The organism is Natrialba sp. SSL1, assembly GCF_001861355.1.
Lineage (GTDB): Archaea > Halobacteriota > Halobacteria > Halobacteriales > Natrialbaceae > Natrialba.
This window is the reverse complement of record NZ_MASN01000011.1, coordinates 1-18,985: the sequence shown is the minus strand read 5'-3', so window position 1 is coordinate 18,985 and position 18,985 is coordinate 1. Positions and strand designations below refer to the sequence as shown.

General features: G+C 47.2%; 12 protein-coding genes and 9 pseudogenes. 8 read left to right on the top strand and 13 right to left on the bottom strand.

Features of this window, described 5'->3' with window-relative positions; all coding sequences use genetic code 11:
- Nucleotides 1-7 precede the first annotated feature (7 nt).
- From BBD46_RS02590 to BBD46_RS02580, 3 genes are read right to left on the bottom strand one after another with little or no spacing between them, the layout of a single operon-like run.
- Entirely contained in the window at nt 8-244 is a 237-nt protein-coding gene (locus BBD46_RS02590) for a hypothetical protein (protein WP_071400205.1), read from the bottom strand.
- Nucleotides 241-687: a hypothetical protein gene (locus BBD46_RS02585; RefSeq protein WP_071400204.1), complete on the bottom strand. Its 447-nt coding sequence runs from the start codon at nt 685-687 to the stop codon at nt 241-243. Before BBD46_RS02585 ends, BBD46_RS02590 begins: the two co-directional genes overlap by 4 nt.
- Nucleotides 684-1,121: a hypothetical protein gene (locus BBD46_RS02580; protein ID WP_071400203.1), complete on the bottom strand. Its 438-nt coding sequence runs from the start codon at nt 1,119-1,121 to the stop codon at nt 684-686. The genes BBD46_RS02585 and BBD46_RS02580 overlap by 4 nt, the downstream gene beginning before the upstream one ends.
- 213 nt (nt 1,122-1,334) lie before the next feature.
- Here BBD46_RS02580 and BBD46_RS02575 point away from each other — a divergent pair, with 213 nt between their 5' ends.
- Together BBD46_RS02575 and BBD46_RS02570 are read left to right on the top strand one after the other, a co-directional pair.
- A complete protein-coding gene (locus BBD46_RS02575; protein ID WP_071400202.1) occupies nt 1,335-1,598 on the top strand; it encodes a hypothetical protein in 264 nt (87 codons plus the stop codon).
- Nucleotides 1,599-2,090: 492 nt separating this feature from the next.
- On the top strand, nt 2,091-3,899 hold the full coding sequence (locus BBD46_RS02570; protein WP_071400201.1) for an ABC transporter ATP-binding protein: 1,809 nt from the start codon (nt 2,091-2,093) through the stop codon (nt 3,897-3,899).
- Between the two features lie 225 nt (nt 3,900-4,124).
- On the opposite strand, the pseudogene BBD46_RS23065 reads toward BBD46_RS02570, so the two are convergent.
- A pseudogene (locus BBD46_RS23065) lies at nt 4,125-4,411 on the bottom strand (IS4 family transposase); the annotation flags it as partial.
- Nucleotides 4,412-4,598: 187 nt separating this feature from the next.
- Between BBD46_RS23065 and BBD46_RS23490 the strand changes: the two are divergent.
- Nucleotides 4,599-4,779, top strand: a pseudogene (locus BBD46_RS23490) (IS630 family transposase); the annotation flags it as partial.
- 175 nt (nt 4,780-4,954) lie between these two features.
- Entirely contained in the window at nt 4,955-5,557 is a 603-nt protein-coding gene (locus BBD46_RS22050; RefSeq protein ID WP_139173471.1) for a hypothetical protein, read from the top strand.
- A 64-nt stretch (nt 5,558-5,621) separates the two neighbouring features.
- On the opposite strand, the pseudogene BBD46_RS21470 reads toward BBD46_RS22050, so the two are convergent.
- The 9 genes and pseudogenes from BBD46_RS21470 to BBD46_RS21440 all read right to left on the bottom strand — a co-directional run bounded on the left by BBD46_RS21470 (nt 5,622) and on the right by BBD46_RS21440 (nt 14,508).
- A pseudogene (locus tag BBD46_RS21470) lies at nt 5,622-6,215 on the bottom strand (IS6 family transposase).
- A gap of 319 nt (nt 6,216-6,534) precedes the next feature.
- A complete protein-coding gene (locus tag BBD46_RS21465) occupies nt 6,535-7,758 on the bottom strand; it encodes a glycosyltransferase family 4 protein (protein ID WP_084777659.1) in 1,224 nt (407 codons plus the stop codon).
- Between the two features lie 871 nt (nt 7,759-8,629).
- A pseudogene (locus BBD46_RS23485) lies at nt 8,630-8,742 on the bottom strand (IS630 family transposase); the annotation flags it as partial.
- Between the two features lie 6 nt (nt 8,743-8,748).
- Nucleotides 8,749-9,445 (bottom strand): annotated as a pseudogene (locus BBD46_RS02555) (hypothetical protein); the annotation flags it as partial.
- 38 nt (nt 9,446-9,483) lie between these two features.
- Nucleotides 9,484-10,011, bottom strand: a pseudogene (locus BBD46_RS23480) (transposase); the annotation flags it as partial.
- 60 nt (nt 10,012-10,071) lie between these two features.
- On the bottom strand, nt 10,072-10,596 hold the full coding sequence (locus tag BBD46_RS22900; RefSeq protein WP_084777657.1) for a helix-turn-helix domain-containing protein: 525 nt from the start codon (nt 10,594-10,596) through the stop codon (nt 10,072-10,074).
- Nucleotides 10,597-10,829: 233 nt separating this feature from the next.
- Nucleotides 10,830-11,993, bottom strand: coding sequence for an O-antigen ligase family protein (locus BBD46_RS21450; protein ID WP_171908140.1), 1,164 nt, complete (start codon nt 11,991-11,993; stop codon nt 10,830-10,832).
- Nucleotides 11,994-12,130: 137 nt separating this feature from the next.
- Complete coding sequence (locus BBD46_RS21445; protein ID WP_171908139.1) at nt 12,131-13,186, bottom strand: glycosyltransferase; 1,056 nt, start codon at nt 13,184-13,186, stop codon at nt 12,131-12,133.
- A 35-nt stretch (nt 13,187-13,221) separates the two neighbouring features.
- Entirely contained in the window at nt 13,222-14,508 is a 1,287-nt protein-coding gene (locus BBD46_RS21440) for a nucleotide sugar dehydrogenase (protein WP_084777654.1), read from the bottom strand.
- Between the two features lie 496 nt (nt 14,509-15,004).
- On the opposite strand from BBD46_RS21440, the pseudogene BBD46_RS23055 reads away from it, so the two are divergent.
- The 4 genes and pseudogenes from BBD46_RS23055 to BBD46_RS21435 all read left to right on the top strand — a co-directional run.
- A pseudogene (locus tag BBD46_RS23055) lies at nt 15,005-15,279 on the top strand (IS630 family transposase); the annotation flags it as partial.
- Nucleotides 15,280-15,361: 82 nt separating this feature from the next.
- Nucleotides 15,362-16,571: pseudogene (locus tag BBD46_RS02540) on the top strand (ISNCY family transposase).
- Between the two features lie 200 nt (nt 16,572-16,771).
- Nucleotides 16,772-17,728 (top strand): annotated as a pseudogene (locus BBD46_RS02535) (IS4 family transposase); the annotation flags it as partial.
- 347 nt (nt 17,729-18,075) lie between these two features.
- Complete coding sequence (locus tag BBD46_RS21435; RefSeq protein WP_084777653.1) at nt 18,076-18,942, top strand: sulfatase-like hydrolase/transferase; 867 nt, start codon at nt 18,076-18,078, stop codon at nt 18,940-18,942.
- Nucleotides 18,943-18,985: the final 43 nt, after the last annotated feature.

Sequence of the window (18,985 nt, the reverse complement as noted above, 5' to 3'; positions counted from 1 at the left end):
TAGCATCTCAGTCATCCTGTTCCTCCAGTGATGTCGTTGAATCGGCACTCACGTTCGACACGAGGTCATCGTAGAAGTCCTCGGCATTTTCGTCCTCGTCGGGCGTTAGATGTTCAACACCAGGTTGGGAGCAGATTGCTCTCAGTAGTGCTTCGTTCTCGAGCTCGGCCTCTTCGTCATCTTCGTCGATGCTTGGTCCAGGCGGTGCTCGCGTTGGTGATGGGTACAGTCGGTGGTCCGTCATCGGTTCGCACCTCGCTGGGCCAAGTCTGTGCGGTCGTACGGCGTCTCCGAGATGAGCTGTGTGGTTGGATAGCCCGCTGTTCGGAGATGGCTCTCGAGGTCCGCTTTCGAGATAGTGTTCCAGCTGTCCTGTTGTGGACTCCGGTACCGGAGGTCGCCGTTGACGGCAGCGACGACTTCGCTCGTCGGTGAGAACGTCAGCACCGTTGGGTCGTTCTGGTCCCAGGTGTTGCGGCTGTCGTCGATGAGTTCCTCGAGTGTTGGTGGGCTGTCTGTGGGATCAGTGATTGGGCTGGCGGTGACTGGTTCGGAGCCACACTCTCGCCAGTAGCTGCCGTTCCACTCGCTTTCGATACGCAGCCAGCCGTCGTCATGAGGTTCGAAGGTAACCTGTCGTGGGAGGCCTCCGATCGGGGTCCACCGGATCGTAATGGAGTCGATCATCGGTAGTCCCCCGTGAGTTTGCAATAGGCGCGTTCGAGGTCACCCGGCGTGACTGGTTGTTCGAGGGTGATCGTGACCGTAGCGGGATGGTCGTGGATGAGTTGGTGTAGGTAGTGTGCATACGTCTTGAGGAGTTGGATGGCGTCCTCGGTTAGGTGGTAGCTGCTCGCGGCCGGCTGTTCGGTGAGAAAGTTGGCAGCTGTGAGACTCCGGAGGTCGGCGTGGAGTTGGCTGTACTCGAGGTCGGGATGCCAGCGTTCCAGTCGCGGTTTTAGTTTTGTTGCGGTGATGGGGTCGGCCGTTCGTTCGAGGCATGCGATCGCGATGAGGAGGTCGCGGCTGGTGGCCTTGAGTGTGGTCCATCTGGGTGCATTCTTGGGTGATTCGTCTGGTCGACCGGGACCTTGAAGGTCTCTTGTATCGTTTGCGTACATGCTTCCGTGGGGCGATTTGCGGAGGCACTTCGCGGATCCGGTGTTGCACCACCGATCCGCTACTTCTGAACTCATACAAGCTCAGATGTGCTTCCCAATGGGAATATTAGACTATTCGTACTTATATCTTCCCAATGGGAATTTTGTTACGGAGAGTGACCAGAAGTAACCGGTAGGGTTATGAGACGTAGCTATAGTACCTCGAAACAGCATATGCGAGAACCGGCTGAGTGGATGAACCCTTCAACTGATGACGCGATTCTTGAGTCTCTTCGCGATAACGGCAATCAACAGCCGGTTCACGTAGCCAACAAGATTGGTCGGCACAGAAAATATGTTGGTGAACGGTTGCGAGAATTGGCGAAATACGGCTTAGTAGAGAATCTGGGACAGGGTCTCTATCGGATAACCGATACTGGCGAAGGCTATCTTGAGGGCGAATTCGACGCAAGTGAACTGGAGTGCAACGAGGCGTAAAAGGCATGCTTGAGGGCTCACAAACAGGTGTTTAAGTTCTTAGTTACGTTTCGATAGCGTTTTAGGATTCTTTCGGGAAGCAGGTTCGTCGGGTAGACTGTACTATCCATGAATGCTCCCATCTTGGGAGACCACCTCTTGTGGACAGATCTAGTATTCCAAATCGTTCGCTTTCACGCACTTGCCGCTGGATTCGCCCCGTATTGACCGCGATTTGTTCTGGGCGTGTGTGGTGTACTCGACACCTCGACGAGTGGATATCCATAGTACCGCTGAACTGCTTGAGAGCATCAACGAGAAGCCTGGCTGCTACAAAACCAGTGGTAGTAGGATCACATGTATCGAAGAATCAGACGACTAGTACTATTCCGTCGATTTCAACCAAATTGTGTTGAGGAAAATAGTCCAGAAAGTGCCACCGGACTACTTATCAATCTGCTTGTCAGCCGGAGACCAACGGATATAACACCTGCTGCATGTATCGAACATACAATGACTGACGGGGAGACGATAAGTCGACGTGAGCAATTGCGCGCACTCGTTCGTGTTGCGCAATATCGCCCCAAGCTCGTAGTTGCAATTATCTTTGGTGGTGTCTTTGCTGCGTTGCTAGAAGGTGTCGGATTAGGTTTTATCATGCCCATCGTGGAGATCGTTCAGTCTCCTGGTGATCCTGCTGCGGAAGCCGATGGAGTCATGGAGTTGTTCGTGATGGCCTACGACTTCCTCGGAATTCCATTCACGCTCGGTCTCGTGGTAACCGGTGTGAGTGTCGTGTTGGCTGTCCGGTGGACGGTGACGTTCTTCGTCCGCTGGATGCGAGAGGCCTTGGTGATCGACTATACGCGCGAGATTCAGAAGCAGGCGTTCGACAACGCACTCGACGCACGGATTGAATATTTCGACCGGGAAGGATCCGACGATATCCTGAACGCGATCGTGACGCAGGCGGAGTACGCTGGTCGAACGGTCAAGTACGTCGTAGACTTGATTGAACAATCACTTCTAGCTCTGATGTATCTACTTGTTGCGCTCGTTCTCGCACCATTTCTAACGTTGTTTGCACTCGTATTCCTCGGCGGGTTTTCGGTGCTATTCCGTCGCGTCCTTGAGCCGGGTTACGAACTCGGAGATCAAGTTGCGGAGGCAAACGAGCGTCTACAGGAAGCCGCACAGGCCGGAACACAAGGGATTCGCGACACTAAGCTCTTTGACTTGAAATCGGAATTGTACAATGACTTCCTCAGTTCGGTAAACAACTTCGCCCAGTCAAGTATCAAGCTCCGGCGGAATGAACAGGGGATTAACAGTTTCTACAACCTGTTAACTGCGGTGTCGGTCTTTGTGTTGATTTACCTCGCAATCACCTTTGCGGACATGTCACTCAGCGCGCTCGGTATCTTCCTTTTTGCGATGTTCCGTCTTGGGCCGAAGGCAAGCCAGGTGAACAAGTTGGCTTACAGGGTAGAGAATAATCTACCACATCTCGTTCGCACGCAGCAGTTCATTGAGGAACTCGAAGCAAGCCGAGAACCCAGCACTGCGAACGAACCGGTGCCAACGGAAATCGAACATATCAATATTGACAATATTCACTTCTCGTACCAGGGACAAGACGAAGAGGCCCTCTCAGGCGTTTCACTCGAGTTCGAGAAAGGCGAATTCATCGGCTTCGTCGGCCAGTCGGGTGCCGGGAAATCGACGGTTGTCTCACTGCTGGCGCGGATGTACGAACCGGACTCGGGAGAGATACGGGCGAACAGTCGATCGATCCACGAGATGGACGTTGACGAATGGCGGTCGAAGATCGCGGTCGTGCGTCAGAACCCTTTCATTTTCAACGACACGCTACGGTACAACCTGACAATCGGTAATCGGGACGTAAGCGATGCGGAGATCGATCGGGTCTGTGAAATGGCGAAGTTGGACGAATTCCTTAAGGAACTACCCGACGGTTACGAGACGCAACTCGGTGACAACGGAGTTCGGTTGTCCGGTGGACAAAAACAGCGAGTGGCACTGGGGCGGGCACTGTTGAAGAACGCGGAAGTACTGGTGCTTGACGAGGCAACAAGCGACCTTGACTCGAATCTAGAACAGCAGGTGCAAGAGTCTATCGAGAGTATGGATCAAGAGTACGCAATGGTTGGGATTGCACACCGGCTGTCCACAGTGAAAAATGCCGACCAAATCTACACTGTAGAGTCCGGCGAGATTATTGAAACTGGCACACATGAAGAGCTAATCGACAATAATGGACAGTACGCCGAGTTATATTCTATTCAGTCAAGCGGTAGATGATGATATTGACTTTCTAAACCTAGCCGATCATTCCGCAACAATGAATATAAAGTACCAGGTCTGCACCACCTCGGCAGATTTCGGCCATCTAACGCTTGATTCCAGGATCTCGATTATAATAGTATCGTTGGTATTCGATCAACCACTGGATTCCCGCATGGAGGTTTCAGCACTCGTTCGCTGAGTAAGGTTTGATCTCTATATCATGGTTGTCACAGAACACCACTCTGATAGGTTCGGCGGTGTATACCCAAGCGACCGAGGGAACTCTTCGAGGACTAGTTGGATGAGCGATCGAAGATCTTTGCCCAGCACTTCCGCGGAAACAGCTCTTGAAACACTCCTAGCAAGGCACCACTAACCACCAGCGTCAGCAGAGCCGCTATTACGGGTTGCTCTACGATTAGTGAATCGTACGTCTTGAACTTTTCTAGTCCGTACAGCGATCTCAACTCCTGGAACAGCAACTCCACATTTCACCGCAACCCATACAACGCAGTTACCTGCTTGGGGTGAACTCACTGGCTCAAGTAAATTGCTGAGGTTCGTGACGTGCTTGGCCTATAATAACAAGTACAAATAGTCACACACTAATCGCACAGTCGTCGTGCGATCAGGTACGCATTGACTTACAGTGGCTACTATAGATTGGGGCGAGCTGCCGGACTACAGTACGATCTACAAGTCGTTCAACCACAAAAACAGTCTGAGGACGACAGCGACAGAGGTGGGCAGTTGACGACAATATTCGGACTGGCGGTAGTAGCACGGTTGGGTTCTTCAACACCCCGCACCCGCACAGCGATGGGACAATTCCCAGCGACTCTACACAATGAGTGAACCGACAATCATTCAGTCGCTGGTATGTCTATTTTCGCCATATAGTGAAGTTTTTAACCCAAGTTCTATGTTGTCACCTCATGGGTTACAGCCAGGTTTGTTATGCCGCTAGGTCCATTTGGTACACAGTTTTTCGGTCTCATATACGTACAGCAACTAAATTACGATACGGGACAAAATATAGTTCTCCTCTCTATCCCTTTAAGGTAATAAATGTGGATCCAAAATCGATAACAAAAAGACCTAAAATAAAACCAAAAGTAAACAGATTAGTTAGAACAGGTGTTGTGGGTGGTGATTGGGACCAAGAGACAATTCCCTTAGAAAACACAGGTTATTTTTATGAATCGATGATGCGTCGGTACAAAGAGGGTGTGAAGTGGGAAAATACAAAATACTATGAGGATTCGGTAGAAAGAATTAAACAAGGGGAAAGCAGAAGGGATGTTAATTCAGTGCTTGAGTTTAAAAATAGCTTAGAAAATCTTGATGACATATTTGATGACATAAAAATCAATGGATATAAATCACAATTAGAATTGGATTCGATAAGAGATAATATGTCCCCCTTCTTCTCAGAAAAAGAACTAAAGTACCCTCCAGAATTTAGAGAAGTTACTGTTGACATATCCAGAGAAGGTGAATTACTCTGGAATGACGGACAACACCGTTTATATATAGCAAAAATTTTAGATTTGGACCAAATACCTATCAGAATAAGAGTACGCCATGAGAAATGGCAACATGTCCGAGATCAGGCATTCAAAAAGAACTCACTTCCTAATCAAGTTCCAAAAAACCACCCTGATATAATATAACTAAGTTTCACCATAATGTTGTATTTATTGAGGGGGGCTATTGTTTTACTCTCACAGACACTGTCTAGTTTAGCACCTTCGCTAGCGTCTGTCTGTTGAGTGACTGGTGCGGTCGTTGTGTATTATAGTAGTGTACGAACTGTTCAAGCCATTCTCTGACGCTCGCCCGACTGCCCACCAAGAATTGTGAAAGCGGTCAACTCTCATCTTCAATGTGCAAAACCTCTTTTCGATTAGGTTTCGCTCAACGTAATCGAGCTGACCGCTCAATCCTAATCGGGAGGGGTCAGTCAGATATCCATAGCCGTCAGCGAGAAACACGGTATTGGATAGATCGTGTTTCTCGGTCAATCGGTGCAGAAACGCAGCAGCTGGATCGGTGCCGCGACGTCCGAACACTGCAACGTCGAGAATGAGTTTTGAGTCTAGGTCTATTGCAGCGTATACCCAAGACCAGCCGCCGTTAATCTTGATAACGGTTTCATCAATTGCGACCCGCGACGGCGAAGCCGTTGGCGGGTCTGGTACGCTGTCAGCCAGCCGATGTACCCAATGCCAGATCGCTTGTGTCTCTCGAAGCGAACACCCAGTCGCATGGAACCGGACGGCGACGCTCCCAAACTTCATCAAATTCCGCCGCGTATGACTCGCTAAGCAGGTCTGCGAGCTGCGTGACCAAACCAACTCTACGACCTGCTCGCTTCTCAAACCATGCTAACTAGACGGTGCCCTCTCACAGAAAATAACACATATTCAGACTCAAGTATATAATATACTGCATAGACGATAGTGTGGTGTGATATGAGTACCAAGTTCGAGATTAGCAGGCACACTTATAAGCACCAACTTTGAGAACCATAAAACTCATTAAATTTGATTGCGTAGTACATGCTGAGCAAGCCTGCAAGCGGCATAGCCAAACTAGTTCTACAACCTGATCTCTTCCTAAACCTCGCTAACCACACAGTACTGTCATATTATAATTCATTTTCAACAATATTTATATACTCATTTATATTGTTTGTGATGTCGAAGTTCTCTTCTACAAGTTCCCGACCATTCTTTCCTAGGTCATCACATCGTTTGGGAGACTCCCAAGCTTCAATGCAACATTTTGATAAGTCTCTGGCACTTCCTGGTTCAATTAGCCAACCAGTTTCATTATGCTTTACCGCCTCTGGTATTCCAGATAGATTACTCCCGATTACAGGTGTCGCAGATGCAAATGATTCGAGGATAACATTAGGTATACCATCAATATCGCCATTCTCTGCGACAACACTCGGTGCAACAAAGGCTTGTGCATTGCTAAGATATTTTTTAACTTGATCATGCTCAATTCTTCCAACAAAATACACTTTTTCTAACCCTTGATCATCTGCTAACCTTTCTACATTTTCTCTTAGAGGTCCATCTCCAAACAAAATTGTCGGTATCTCATAACCTTTTTCTTCCCTTACTCTTGCCAACGATCTCACCAAATCCCCGAACCCCTTCTTTTCAACAAATCTGCCCCCAGCTACAAAATATGTCTGTTCTGACCTTTCTCTAGTGTTTTTGTATCCTTCTGGTTGAACACCATGATAATTAAGGTAGATTGGGGTGTTATCATCAGCTCTTTCGTTCAGTTTATCAACATTATATTTCGTACATGATATAACATATTCGGACTCGTGTATTTTCCCCTTTAAAAACTTTGGGTTAGTATTATCGCTATGAAGGTCCCAAGCGTGGCCTGTGAAACTATATGAAATATCATCAATGATTTTTGATATCATATACGCAACAGTAGTGGGTACAGTAGCCCAATGTGCATGAATATGACTGATCTCTGAGTCATGTATTAAGGCAGAGTAATGAAGTACTTTTGGGAATATTACAATTATTTTAACTGCTTCAATTGGGGTTCGCCGTAGTTGCCAGAGGACCTGAATTAAGACAATTATTGGGGATAGTCGAAATAAAATAACACTTTTCATGATTGACTTAATTATTGGTGTTGACAATAAACTACTATATATACAGTTATCCAACCATTCCGCATCGTCTATATTGATCTCTGATTCGACCTCCTTTGGCGTTTTAAGAGAATAAATATGAAGGTCGTATCCCTCTTCAGATAGCTGAGAAACTTCTCTCTGAATAAATGTTTCTGAGAACGAAGGGAATTGGGAAACGAGGTATGCGAGTTTTTTTGACATTGGGTTCCCTCAGCTTATGACTCTTATAGACCTATAACTTATATTTGCCGTATGTGTTTTCTCAGTGCTGTATAGGGTAGTGGTGGGAAGTACGATATTGGGTGGCCTCGTGAAGAGAGCACGAAACAGCCGAGGGGGAAGGAATTCGACGCGCTGGTACCACCCCTATTGATACACTTGACTCGTAGAACAGTCCGGCCATGTTTACATCAACTGGTTTTACGCTGCTTGCACCAGTACCGCTTGATAGAGACTGTTACGTCTTCGAAGCCGTCCTCAGTGATGAGGATGTCGAACCGGAGAGAGCGGGCGTCGTGCTTGTAGTAGTCGGCCTTTCCACAGTGGGGACAGGGACGCGGCTTGGCCAGACGCGTCCCTTTGTGGCTCCGTACCCGTCGTGAAGAAGCTGTCTTTACGGCAAACCGATCCTTGACCTCACTCTCTATCATGCCACGAAAATATATTCAACCACGTCAGAAGATTATCCCACACCCACTACGGTATTCATGACAAGATCTACCCTACCAAGAAAGGGGCGAGAAGGCCTTACATGAGACGTATGTGTTTAGCTCGAGCTGATTTCGCCACCGTCTCATAGGAAGCGCACAAGGCGGGTTATATGAACTAGCAGCAGAGGTTCGTGATGATCTTCGGGGATGGGTTCCGTCGTGGATCGCATCCTGTTGCCCCGCTGTCTGTACTGGAAGGTAGGATCTGTGAACGGAGGGGGTCTCAACAAGGGCGAGTTGCTCTCCCGATTTTGCAACTTGAACAACGAATCGAAGAGGTTGAGCAAGAGCACTTCGACGAGTCGGTGGACGTATAGTGCCTAGCGTAACTTCTGATGGTATCCACCAAGGTAATCGTCAATCTACGAGGCTGCAAAACTCAATCGAGTCGTGAGTTCTCGAAGATTTTGGTGAGGAGAGCGCGGTATTTTGCCACGCTCTCCATAATCAACGGTGACGCTTCCCATTTGAGGTTCTCTCAGAAATTCGGTACGGTTCCACCGTCGGTACAGATGTATTCGTCAACAACCCATCCTTCTTCGTTGTCGCCGTCTCGTTTGTTGTACGGCTCATCAGACTCCCCGACGAACGCGTCGGTAATGGATTAGCTAAGTTCTGGGAATAGCCCTCCTCCATCTGTCGACAGCTGGTGCCTGTAGTGGTACTACCTCGGACAGTTGTTCCCAATACCTTTCTCGATCGTTAGCGACGCGTTCGTCGAGCATCTCCTCGGCGTTCTCTGCCCGTGATGGGCACTTCGTCCGGGGAATTGCGTAGGAGAGACCGAGTTCATCAAGGAAGGTGGTGAGGTAGACCGGATGAAACTCTACGTCGAATTCATTGTTGATGAGATACTGTATTTCCTGTTTCTTCCACGGTTGGCCCTCACGGAGGGGTTTCAGGAGACGTTTTCGTTGGCCTGCGCCGAGCTTCGGGTGCCTGCCGTCCCCGAAGTCCAGCATCAACAGTCCGAGACCACCTTTGTTCCACTGACGAGCCCAGTCTGTTCCTGTTGCGGAGGACCTGCCGATGTCTTCGAAAGCGTCCTCCAAGGTCATGCCCTTGTCGAACCGCTTGATAAAAATCATCCTCTCGGTGAGCTTGTCGTCAGTAGACTCCGTAAGGAGCCAATCGAGATCACCCTCACTGAGTAACGGATGGCCTCCAGATATATCCAGACATAGACTCCAGCTTCATAACTCCCCTTAGTGTAGCTTCAAGTCTGAATATGTAGATCCTCTTCAATCTCAATTGGGTAGAGCTGGCGTAGCTTGATCCGGGCGTCGTCAGTAGTAAATTGCCAGTCGATAGGACGATTGGTCGTGTTTCGACGCCTTTGCCACGCAGCGACCTCCGCTCGGAGGGTCGCTGTGTGATAGATCCGGCGATCAAGACACTGTTGTTTGAGGACACCTATCTCGATTTCGTCCATATTCAGCCAGCTTCCTCTCTTGGGAGTGCAGTGAAACTCGAACCGATCAAGATACGCCTGAGCATAATCTGGTGGAAAGAACTGGTAGAAGGCAGCAGGCTTGTGGGTGTTGAGTTGATCCATCACAACCCGGATGCAGTCCGCATCCGGGTAGTGAATATCTGCGAGCTCGACCATTCGGTCGATCCATTCTGTTGTCCGCCTCTTCTCGGTAATTTCGACGTTTACCCAGCCAGTCAACGGTTCTGTCGAGAGGTGTATTCGCTGTTTCCCGTTGCGTTTGTAGCGGTGATCGGAACGGGCGACCGCTCCCGGCCCGACCGGGAGCGGGTCGCGTTCGTGTCCTCGTAGAGCCTTGCTAGATTCGTCAAATCAGATGACTGGACGCTTCTCGTCGTACGGTTCGTGGTAGAGGTTGAGAACATCTTCCATGCAGTAGACGAAGTCAGCGTCCTGTTCTGGAGGTATCTCCCAGTAGCTGGAGAGATGCGGTTTCAGGGCGTTTTTTAGCCGCTGTCGGACGGCCTCATGAGAGATCGACTCGAAGTCGATCTCGTCGAGGGTAACGAGTTCGTCGGCAAGGAGGTGGAGTGTCCATCGAGAGTGTCCTTCTGGCGGTTCGCTGCAGGCGAGTTTGATGAGGTGGGCTTCGGCGTTTCCGTCAAGCTTGCGTTCGTACTCACGGTCGGGTTTGCGGCGATGAATCGCCGCAATCCCTCGTTCAGTGTAGTCTTTGCGTGTGTTGTGGACGGTTTGGGGATGACAGCCGACGTGCTCACTGATTGTCGCATCAGTGAGCCCGTCGTCAGCTTTCAGTAGGATACGTGCGCGTGTGTTGTCTTGGGCTCTCCGTTCCCCGGTAGAGGTGAACCATTCGAGCGTCCTTGCGGTCTTCATCGCTGAACTCAACAATGTATTTCTTCCCTCCCATTCAGTAAGAGACGCGCTCAGAGAAGATACGTTAGACGTTCACTGTTGAAGCTACACTTAGCCACTATATTTGCGCCCGAGGCCGCATCCACGTATGAGTGCAGGTACTTGCGACTCGTCGTCACTATCACCAACTACGAACACGAGAGCAATTCGGGAAGTACGATCATCACACTATAAGAACGATTCTATGACACCCTCTATTTATTTTTTTGAGCGTTTGCCTGAACAGTGGCCGTAAGGAAGCCTAGATATGTCCAGAATAGAATCTGGGTGAAGGGTGATGCGAATGCAGACATCGTTAGGTTTGCCAATAATATTGATAAAGTTATTACTATGACAATATCCGAATAAACATTCTGCTGGTTGAAGTGTATACGCAAACTCCATAGTATAATTGACAAATACATCAATACTATCACAATTGGACCAATGAATCCCGCTTGAATTAATATCGAGAGGTAATAATTATCAGTGGGTGTGCCAGTGACATCACGGAAAACTAGAGTGGGTGAATGCGTCTGGTATGCATCAATAGCTGCATTCCAATTTTCGAATCTCGCTACTAACGTGCTTACCTCACTTATATCTCCCCTGAGTAATAAATACATCTCAGAAAAACGACCTCCAGAAATATACTCGCTGGATAGAAACACGATACCAAGGATTGGAATAGCAACTATTGTTGTGAACTTGAACAATGACTGTAGTCTCCCAAATAAAAATATAAAATATACTATTAATGGAATTAAAAAAGCAATTAAGGCGGTTCTTGAACCAGAAAGAACCACTCCTAAAAGAGATACAAGAGTTAGATATAGGAAGGGACATTTCCGACCTTGTATATAAAGAGAAGAGAATATAAGCCCAAAGAAAGACATTAAGATACCATACCTATTTGGATTTCGAAAAAAACCTATTGACCGCGTGTTGTAGTCTGTACGATCTGTATGAGCTTCAAGCAGAGTATGATGTGGGAGACTCGATATCATTTCATAATGTTCTATATATTGTAATAGTCCATATCCTGTTTGAGAAACTGCAGCAATACCGAGGGAGAGAATAATATGTTCATGCTCTAACCCTTCATAGACATACAGATAAACTACTATTGGCAGAAAGAGAAACCACTGGAAGTATCGTATACTTGGTGTTACTCTAGAAAATCCATATCCGTGAAAAACAACTCCAATAAAGGGGAGTGAAATGACTATTAATAAATACAACATCAACATCAACAAGAGGGAATCATCCTTTGGCAAGAAAATGTTCTTATTATTCTTTAAGATTGATAAAATTAATATTAACACAAATAAAAAGAACAAAACATCAAATAGACTAACAAAATCATTTTGTCCAGTCATATCAATCGAAAGCCAATCTCTTAATGTTAGTGTTCCCGTGATTATTATTATAAAGGATGTGCTGGGTCTGTAGATACAAAGAAAGACCCAAATCAGAATGGATGCAGGGAATATAATATATAGCGTTATCAAATCAATCATGACTCCAATAATAGTTGCTCATACTCATCAACTTTACTTTCTATCGAAAAATCCATGCCACGATCCTGAAGATGATTTTTATCAATTGGTGAAAATAAACTTTCTTGGATCGCTTTCGCTAATGCCTCACTGTCACCAACTGGTACTAGTTTACCATACTTTCCCTTCTGGAGTATTTCATTAGGTCCTCCTGGACAGTTTGTAGAAACAATAGCAGTCTCACAAACCAAAGCCTCAACTAACACATTACCAAAGCCTTCCCATTTAGACGACAACACAAAAACATCAGATCTACTTATGTACTTGTATGGGTTGTCTACAAACCCAGGGAAAGAAACTTGTTCCTCAATTCCAAGTTGATTAGTTAGTTGTTCGAGCTCATCTCGTTTCTCGCCCTCACCTAAAATCACTAGTTCCACATCTAATGATTGCTGTAAATAATAAAACGATTCTATTAATGTTGAGAAGTCTTTTTCCTCCGCTAATCTCCCAGCAGATGAAATAACAAATTCACTGTTAAAATCTGGAACTCCAGCAGATTCCTCTTTCATTTCCAGTATATTTTTCACATTAACTGGATTGTGTATGATACTAATTTTATCATCGTTGATGGAGTAATTACTAGAAAGGTCCTCATTGCCCATATTTGACATCACTATTATCTCATCTGAGTAGGGGTAAAATATCCGCATCAGTTTGTGTATTACCTGTTCTTTTTTGCTATCTAATGTGTTTTTTGACGGGATGTCAGATTGACGAATCAACAATTGGGAAGGCGTTCTGGAAATAATTTTCGACCAAATAGCAACAAGGTTTGCGTGATTTAGAGTAGCTAAGAGTGCGTCAGGTGATTCATCTCTTAGATAAATAACAAGTTTTGGAAGGGAATAAAGTGTGCGACTACATCCAAAATCAATTATGTTAATGCAATCAGGTATGTTCTGCATATAGGGGCCGGTTGCATTTACCAAGACTAGATCTACATCATGACCCCTGTTACTCAGTTCCTTTGCTATATTCAGTATTATTTTTTCTGCACCTCCTCCAGACATATTAGCTGTGAATAGTGAGATATGGGCCATATTAACTAGATTTTATAGACACTTGATTTTTCAGGAGACTCCTCAATAACGTTTCGGGTGTCAAAAACAAGTGATGCACATTCGACAACCATCTTATAATCAACTACTGTATGGTCGGTCACAATTATAACGCAATCCTGCTTACGTAATAAATCCTCTGTGAACTGTCTAGATTCATATTCCCATTTAGATGTCTTAATTTCAGGAACATGAGGATCATGGTACTGGACGTTCGCATCTTTTGATTGAAGTAATTCGATAATGTCAAGAGCAGGAGATTCGCGTGTATCAGATACATCTGGCTTATAAGCTGCTCCAAGAACAAGAACGTTTGCTTCAAGAACAGGTATTCCCCTTTCATTAAGTAAGGAGGAGACTCTAGACACAACGTGCTCGGGCATTTTCCGGTTGATCCGGTCTGCTAGATCAATAAACCGTGTTTCGAGTCCTTTTTGTTTGGCCTTCCAAGAAAGATGCTTTGGGTCAACAGGAATACAATGGCCTCCAAGGCCCGGCCCAGGATAAAAAGGCATATAGCCAAACGGTTTTGTTGATGCTGCGTCAATAACGTTCCAGATATCAACGCCTATTCGATTGGCTGCAAGTGATAGTTCATTTATGAGACCGATATTAACGCCACGGAAAGTATTTTCTAATAATTTCACAAACTCTGCTTCAGTACTATCGTTGACTCTAATAATTTCGTCAAATACGGGTTCATATAGAGCAATAGCGTGATCCGCACAGGATTCAGTAACACCACCAACAACTTTTGGAATGTCTCTCATTGTGTATTGTTCGTTTGCTGGATCTAACCTTTCCGGGGAGAAAGCCACATAAATGTCTTCACCTACCGTCCAGTCATTCTTAGAGAGGTGTTCTGCAACAACTTCTTCTGTTGCACCAGGATAAACAGTACTTTCAAGAATAACAACAGAGTCTTTTTCTAATACTGAAGCTAACCGTTTGCTTGCATCAACTACGAACGAGACATCTGGTTGACCTGACTTCCGCAGTGGTGTCGGTACACAGATTGATACTCCATTCACCTCAGCAAGTTCGTTATAGTTGGTTGTTGGAAAAAGCCCTTTCTTCAATCCATTACAAATTTCTTCATCTGTTACATCTTGAATATATGATTCACCATTGCGTAATGCCTTTATTCGTTCTTTATCCACATCAACTCCCGTAACTTCATACCCACTTTTAACCAATGAAAGAGCAAGCGGCAGGCCGACATATCCGAGTCCTACAACACCGATCTTCCTGAAATCTGATTCCTGTCTATGCATATTTGATCCTAATCATCCATCTACTTTAGACATGCGCCATCATTCCTACTAGTTGTTTTCTTTTGATTGCCACTCAATGACTGGTGTTTTGTCAGGAAAATCAATGAGACATATGCAATTTATATATGGGAACTTTGCGGTTGGCTCTTTCATTTTCATCACCAATAGCTTACGAAACGAATTCTTCAAGTCCAGCGCATTTTATTCTGAGTGATTAACTCTGTGCTTCTTCGCCTCATTTCTGCAGATACGGGTTCAGAAGATACAAGCTAGCTATCCACGGTTCGGAAGGATCTAACACCCACCTAAGCGTGGACCAACTAGTTGATCGTTGACGCATACTCGTTTCGGAACTCAATCAAACCAAGGACGTACTATACTCATAAACAGAGCTACTGATAGATTCCTAGCGGTGAGATCTGACTAGATTGCTGATCGAAAGGTCCTCGACCGTGGCGAAATACTGATTGTCGAGTGTGAGCTTGAATCGTCGTCAGTACTCTTCAGTGGGTTCTCGCACACATGTGAGTATACGCGCAAACGGGCATCCTAGCTTGGTATCAATTTTGTGTTCTTACCGGTTGGATCACCAAATCTCAACTCAATTGAATCGGTCTGAAAGAGTCTGAAGTGGAAACCTCGCCGTTGATCGTCGAGAGCGTGGCAGAATACCGCGCTCTCGTTAGTACTGCCTTCGATAAATTGACTGACCGTGTGGGTTTCGCTGGAAAATGGACTAAGCAATTCCTTGACTTTCAAAAGTTATCTTGAGTATTAGTTTCAGGAGTTCGGAACGACAGATTGTGTGCATGAGACGCGGGACTAACTCGGGTTGACCGATGAGTACGAAAGGATGTCACAGAAGACATTCGAGTTCGAGCCGGCTATCAGACGGCTCGAACGCCAGGCCGCCGAATCGATCCATGAAGACACGGACCTCCTGACGGTGGTCCGTGCATTTGACTTCAACGAGGTCTCAGTCTACAAAGCTAACGAACCCGAGTGGACCGCTCGCTACGACTATGAACCGATGGTGCGAGCGTTCTACTGCAAGAAACTCGCTGGCTTGACGACCAAGGAACTTCATGAGTACCTCGCCGAAGCCGAGCGTGCCCGCACGCTCGGCTTCGATCCCGACCACTTCGCTCCAGACAAGGCTGCACCGGGTCGGACCACGCTTGGTCGTGCGTGGCGCACCCGGTTTTCCGACCAACTCAAGACGTTCGTCCAAACGTCTGCTGAGCGTATCCTTGGGGTTGCCCACGAGATGGGCAACCCACTCGGGATGCGTGCGCTCGAACCTGAGGACAAGAGTGACCTCTCTAACCGCTCGGAACAGCGCTACGTCACAGGAAAAGCAAAGGACGTCACAGAGGCCCTCTGTCAGATCGTGTTTCCGGCAATTGACCTTGATCGACCGGCCGACGGAACGCGGTATGACGATACCGCGTTCCTCGATCTCCAGAGCTACCTCGGGTTGACTGGGACTGCTGCCAACCAAGGGAGCCGCATCTTTGACGAGGAAACAACTCGTGAGAACGGTGGTCCTGACAGCGACACGCACCTCCACTACATCAAGCAACTCGAGGCGATCTCCATCGCCTCGATGGTCAACGGGGCGATTGGGACGATGATGTGGGCTGCTGAGCGGTACTACTCGATCGATCGCCACGTTGATGTGGCGATCGATATCACCTATATCGCCTACTACGGTGATCGTGACGAGTTCCAGATGAGTACAGGTGCGCCACCAAGCAAATCCTACTCGTGGTGTTACAAAATGGCGACCGTGTCGATCGTCGGGGACGTGATGCGGCGGTACGCCCGTAGGTGGGGTATAGAGAACAGCTATCAGTCGATCAAGGATTTTCTCGCGTGGACGACCTCTCGGAACACTGCCGTGCGAGTGTTCTATTTCGGGTTTGCGGTGATCCTCTACGATATGTGGCTGCTCGTTGACCTGCTGGTGCAGGTCAGCCTCGACATTGACCAGCGGTTGAAGCCACGCGTGCCTGCGCGGACGTTTACTGAATATTGTCCGCAAGGAGGTACCCGTGACATAGGCGTTCCGCGGCGGCGGAACGCCGACTCATGAGAGATATCTCCGCTCAGCTACTCTATTTTCTGATAGAGTCTGATAGGAATGAATGCTGGATATCTTCGAGTGGTGAGTTGAACCGGCATCACCAATTTTCTTCTCAGTTGCCGCTGTAGTTAACCGATGCACAGCGCTCGCTGATGCACATTCCGAACACCTGACTATGCTCGCGCAACGAATCTCATCCATCGAGAGCGGAAACTCGACGTCGTCGCCCTGTTTACACGCTTTCACTCGACTTCGCTGCCGGACCTGACCGAACCATTCAGGTGTTTCTCGAACGCTAAGTCGAGATGGCTGACTGTGACGAACTCTCGTATGCAAAGTTTCACGGGTGGTTCAAACCGGGGTTTGTCGCACTCCGTCGAGAGATTCTCGATGACGACCATGCCGGGGCGAAACTCCATCTCACCGAATCGCTCTCGACTGGACTTCCAACGCGATTCCAGACAACCGACGCGAGCACCCATGAACGGAGCCAGCTACCCACCGAAGAGTGGGTAGCTGGCACCCTCATCCTGTTTGACCTCGGATACTACGATTTCTGGCTGATCGACGGCATTGACTCCAATGATGGGTGTTTGTTTCTCGCGTCAAAGAAAACACGAACTTCGAAATCGTCGAAGAACTCCGTACGTGGTGCGGGAACAGCTTTCCGCTAGAAGGCCAACCGCTGCAGGCCGTTCTCGACGATCTGCAGCGACAGGAAATCGACGTACAGATCACGCTCTCGTTCGACCGTAAACGAGGGTTGGGCGCCAGCACGACCCGAACCTTCCGATTGGTCGGGGTTCGCAACGACGACAGCGACGAGTCCCATCTGTACCTGATGAATCTGGACAGTGACAACTACCGCGCGCCCGATAGAGCTGTGCGATATCGGGTGCGCTGGGAGATCGAACTGCTGTTCAAAGAATTCAAATCACGGTTCGGCTTGGATGTGATCAACACCACTGATGCCTACATCATCGAGGCGCTGCTCATCATGGCAGCACTCTTGTTACTGATGTGCCGGGTTACCGTCGACGAACTCCAGAAACTGGACGCAAAAAAGCGAGACTGCGCCGACGATGTTCACACACTGTCGAACGGCACGCGCATCTGATCCAGCTGTACCTGTTGAATATCAATGCAAGCGAGGATCGATGCAAAGACGATACAGACGGGTGATAAGTAAGGTGATAGTCACCCTTATCCGGCACTAACCGCCGACAGCTGCTACTCGAAAGATTAGGTTATAAGATGAAATTTGACTCCACGAGCAGTTTGGTTTGAGATCTGATCAGGAGCATGGGGAAGAAACCGAAACCAGGGGTTCTGTGACCCCGTGCCCAATTGGGTCACGCTGTGAGCAAGTAGGGAGTGAATAAGACCGACTCTTCACCATATATAATCAAAATTAATTATGTAAGCAAACCTCATTTTCTAAATAAGAAGTTTTTTGTATTCTCGTAGGAATTCCGGGTACGATGACTGAAAACCCGAACATTTTACTTATAATTCTTGACTCTGCGCGTGCAAAAAACATGAGTTTGTACGGATATAAACGAGAAACCACCCCGTTTCTTGAAGAATTCTCGGAGAAGGCAACAGTCTATACGCAAGCAAGAGCACCCAGTATACACAGTATCGCAAGTCACGTCAGTATATTCACTGGCAGGCACGTAGAAGAACATGACGCAATTCATCATACCGCGGAAATTGATACTGATAAAACAATATGGCGTGAATTGCAGTCATCTTCTGAGTATTCGACAGGACTTTTTACTAATAACAGGATCATTTCATCTGCTTCAAACCTTAGCGATTGTTTTGACTATATTTCCCAACCAAATTACCCAATAAGCGAGCGACTAAAAGAATTTACTCCGCTCTTCGAAGATGCCTATTACCCGGGAGCAGAAAATGGCATATCTGGAATCGGTGGTCATACAAGGAGAAGTCTTCGTGATGATAAGAAATTAAAATCATTGGTAAATTGTGGGGGTGAGCAAATTTTGTCCAGTACTGCAAGAATTGAAAGTTTTATTGATAATCCTGATTCTAAATATAGGGAGATCCATGGAGGTGAATTCACCCAAAATTTTCTTGAGTGGAAGACAAGACAAGAAGGCCCGTGGGCCGCTTGTATAAACCTGATGGATACTCATTCCCCGTACAAACCCCAAAACCAATTTAATCAATGGGGTGAGGACAAAACTTGGACCGTCCAAAATGAGAATAAACCCAAAATATCTGAATTACTCGATGGAACCGGATGGGATCGAATCAAGGCCTTAGAGTCGTTGTATGATGGGGCACTCTTACAGGCAGATTCAATTCTTGTATGTGTTTAGCCCGGGCTGATTTCGGTACTCTCTCGTAGGAAGCGTTCAACAG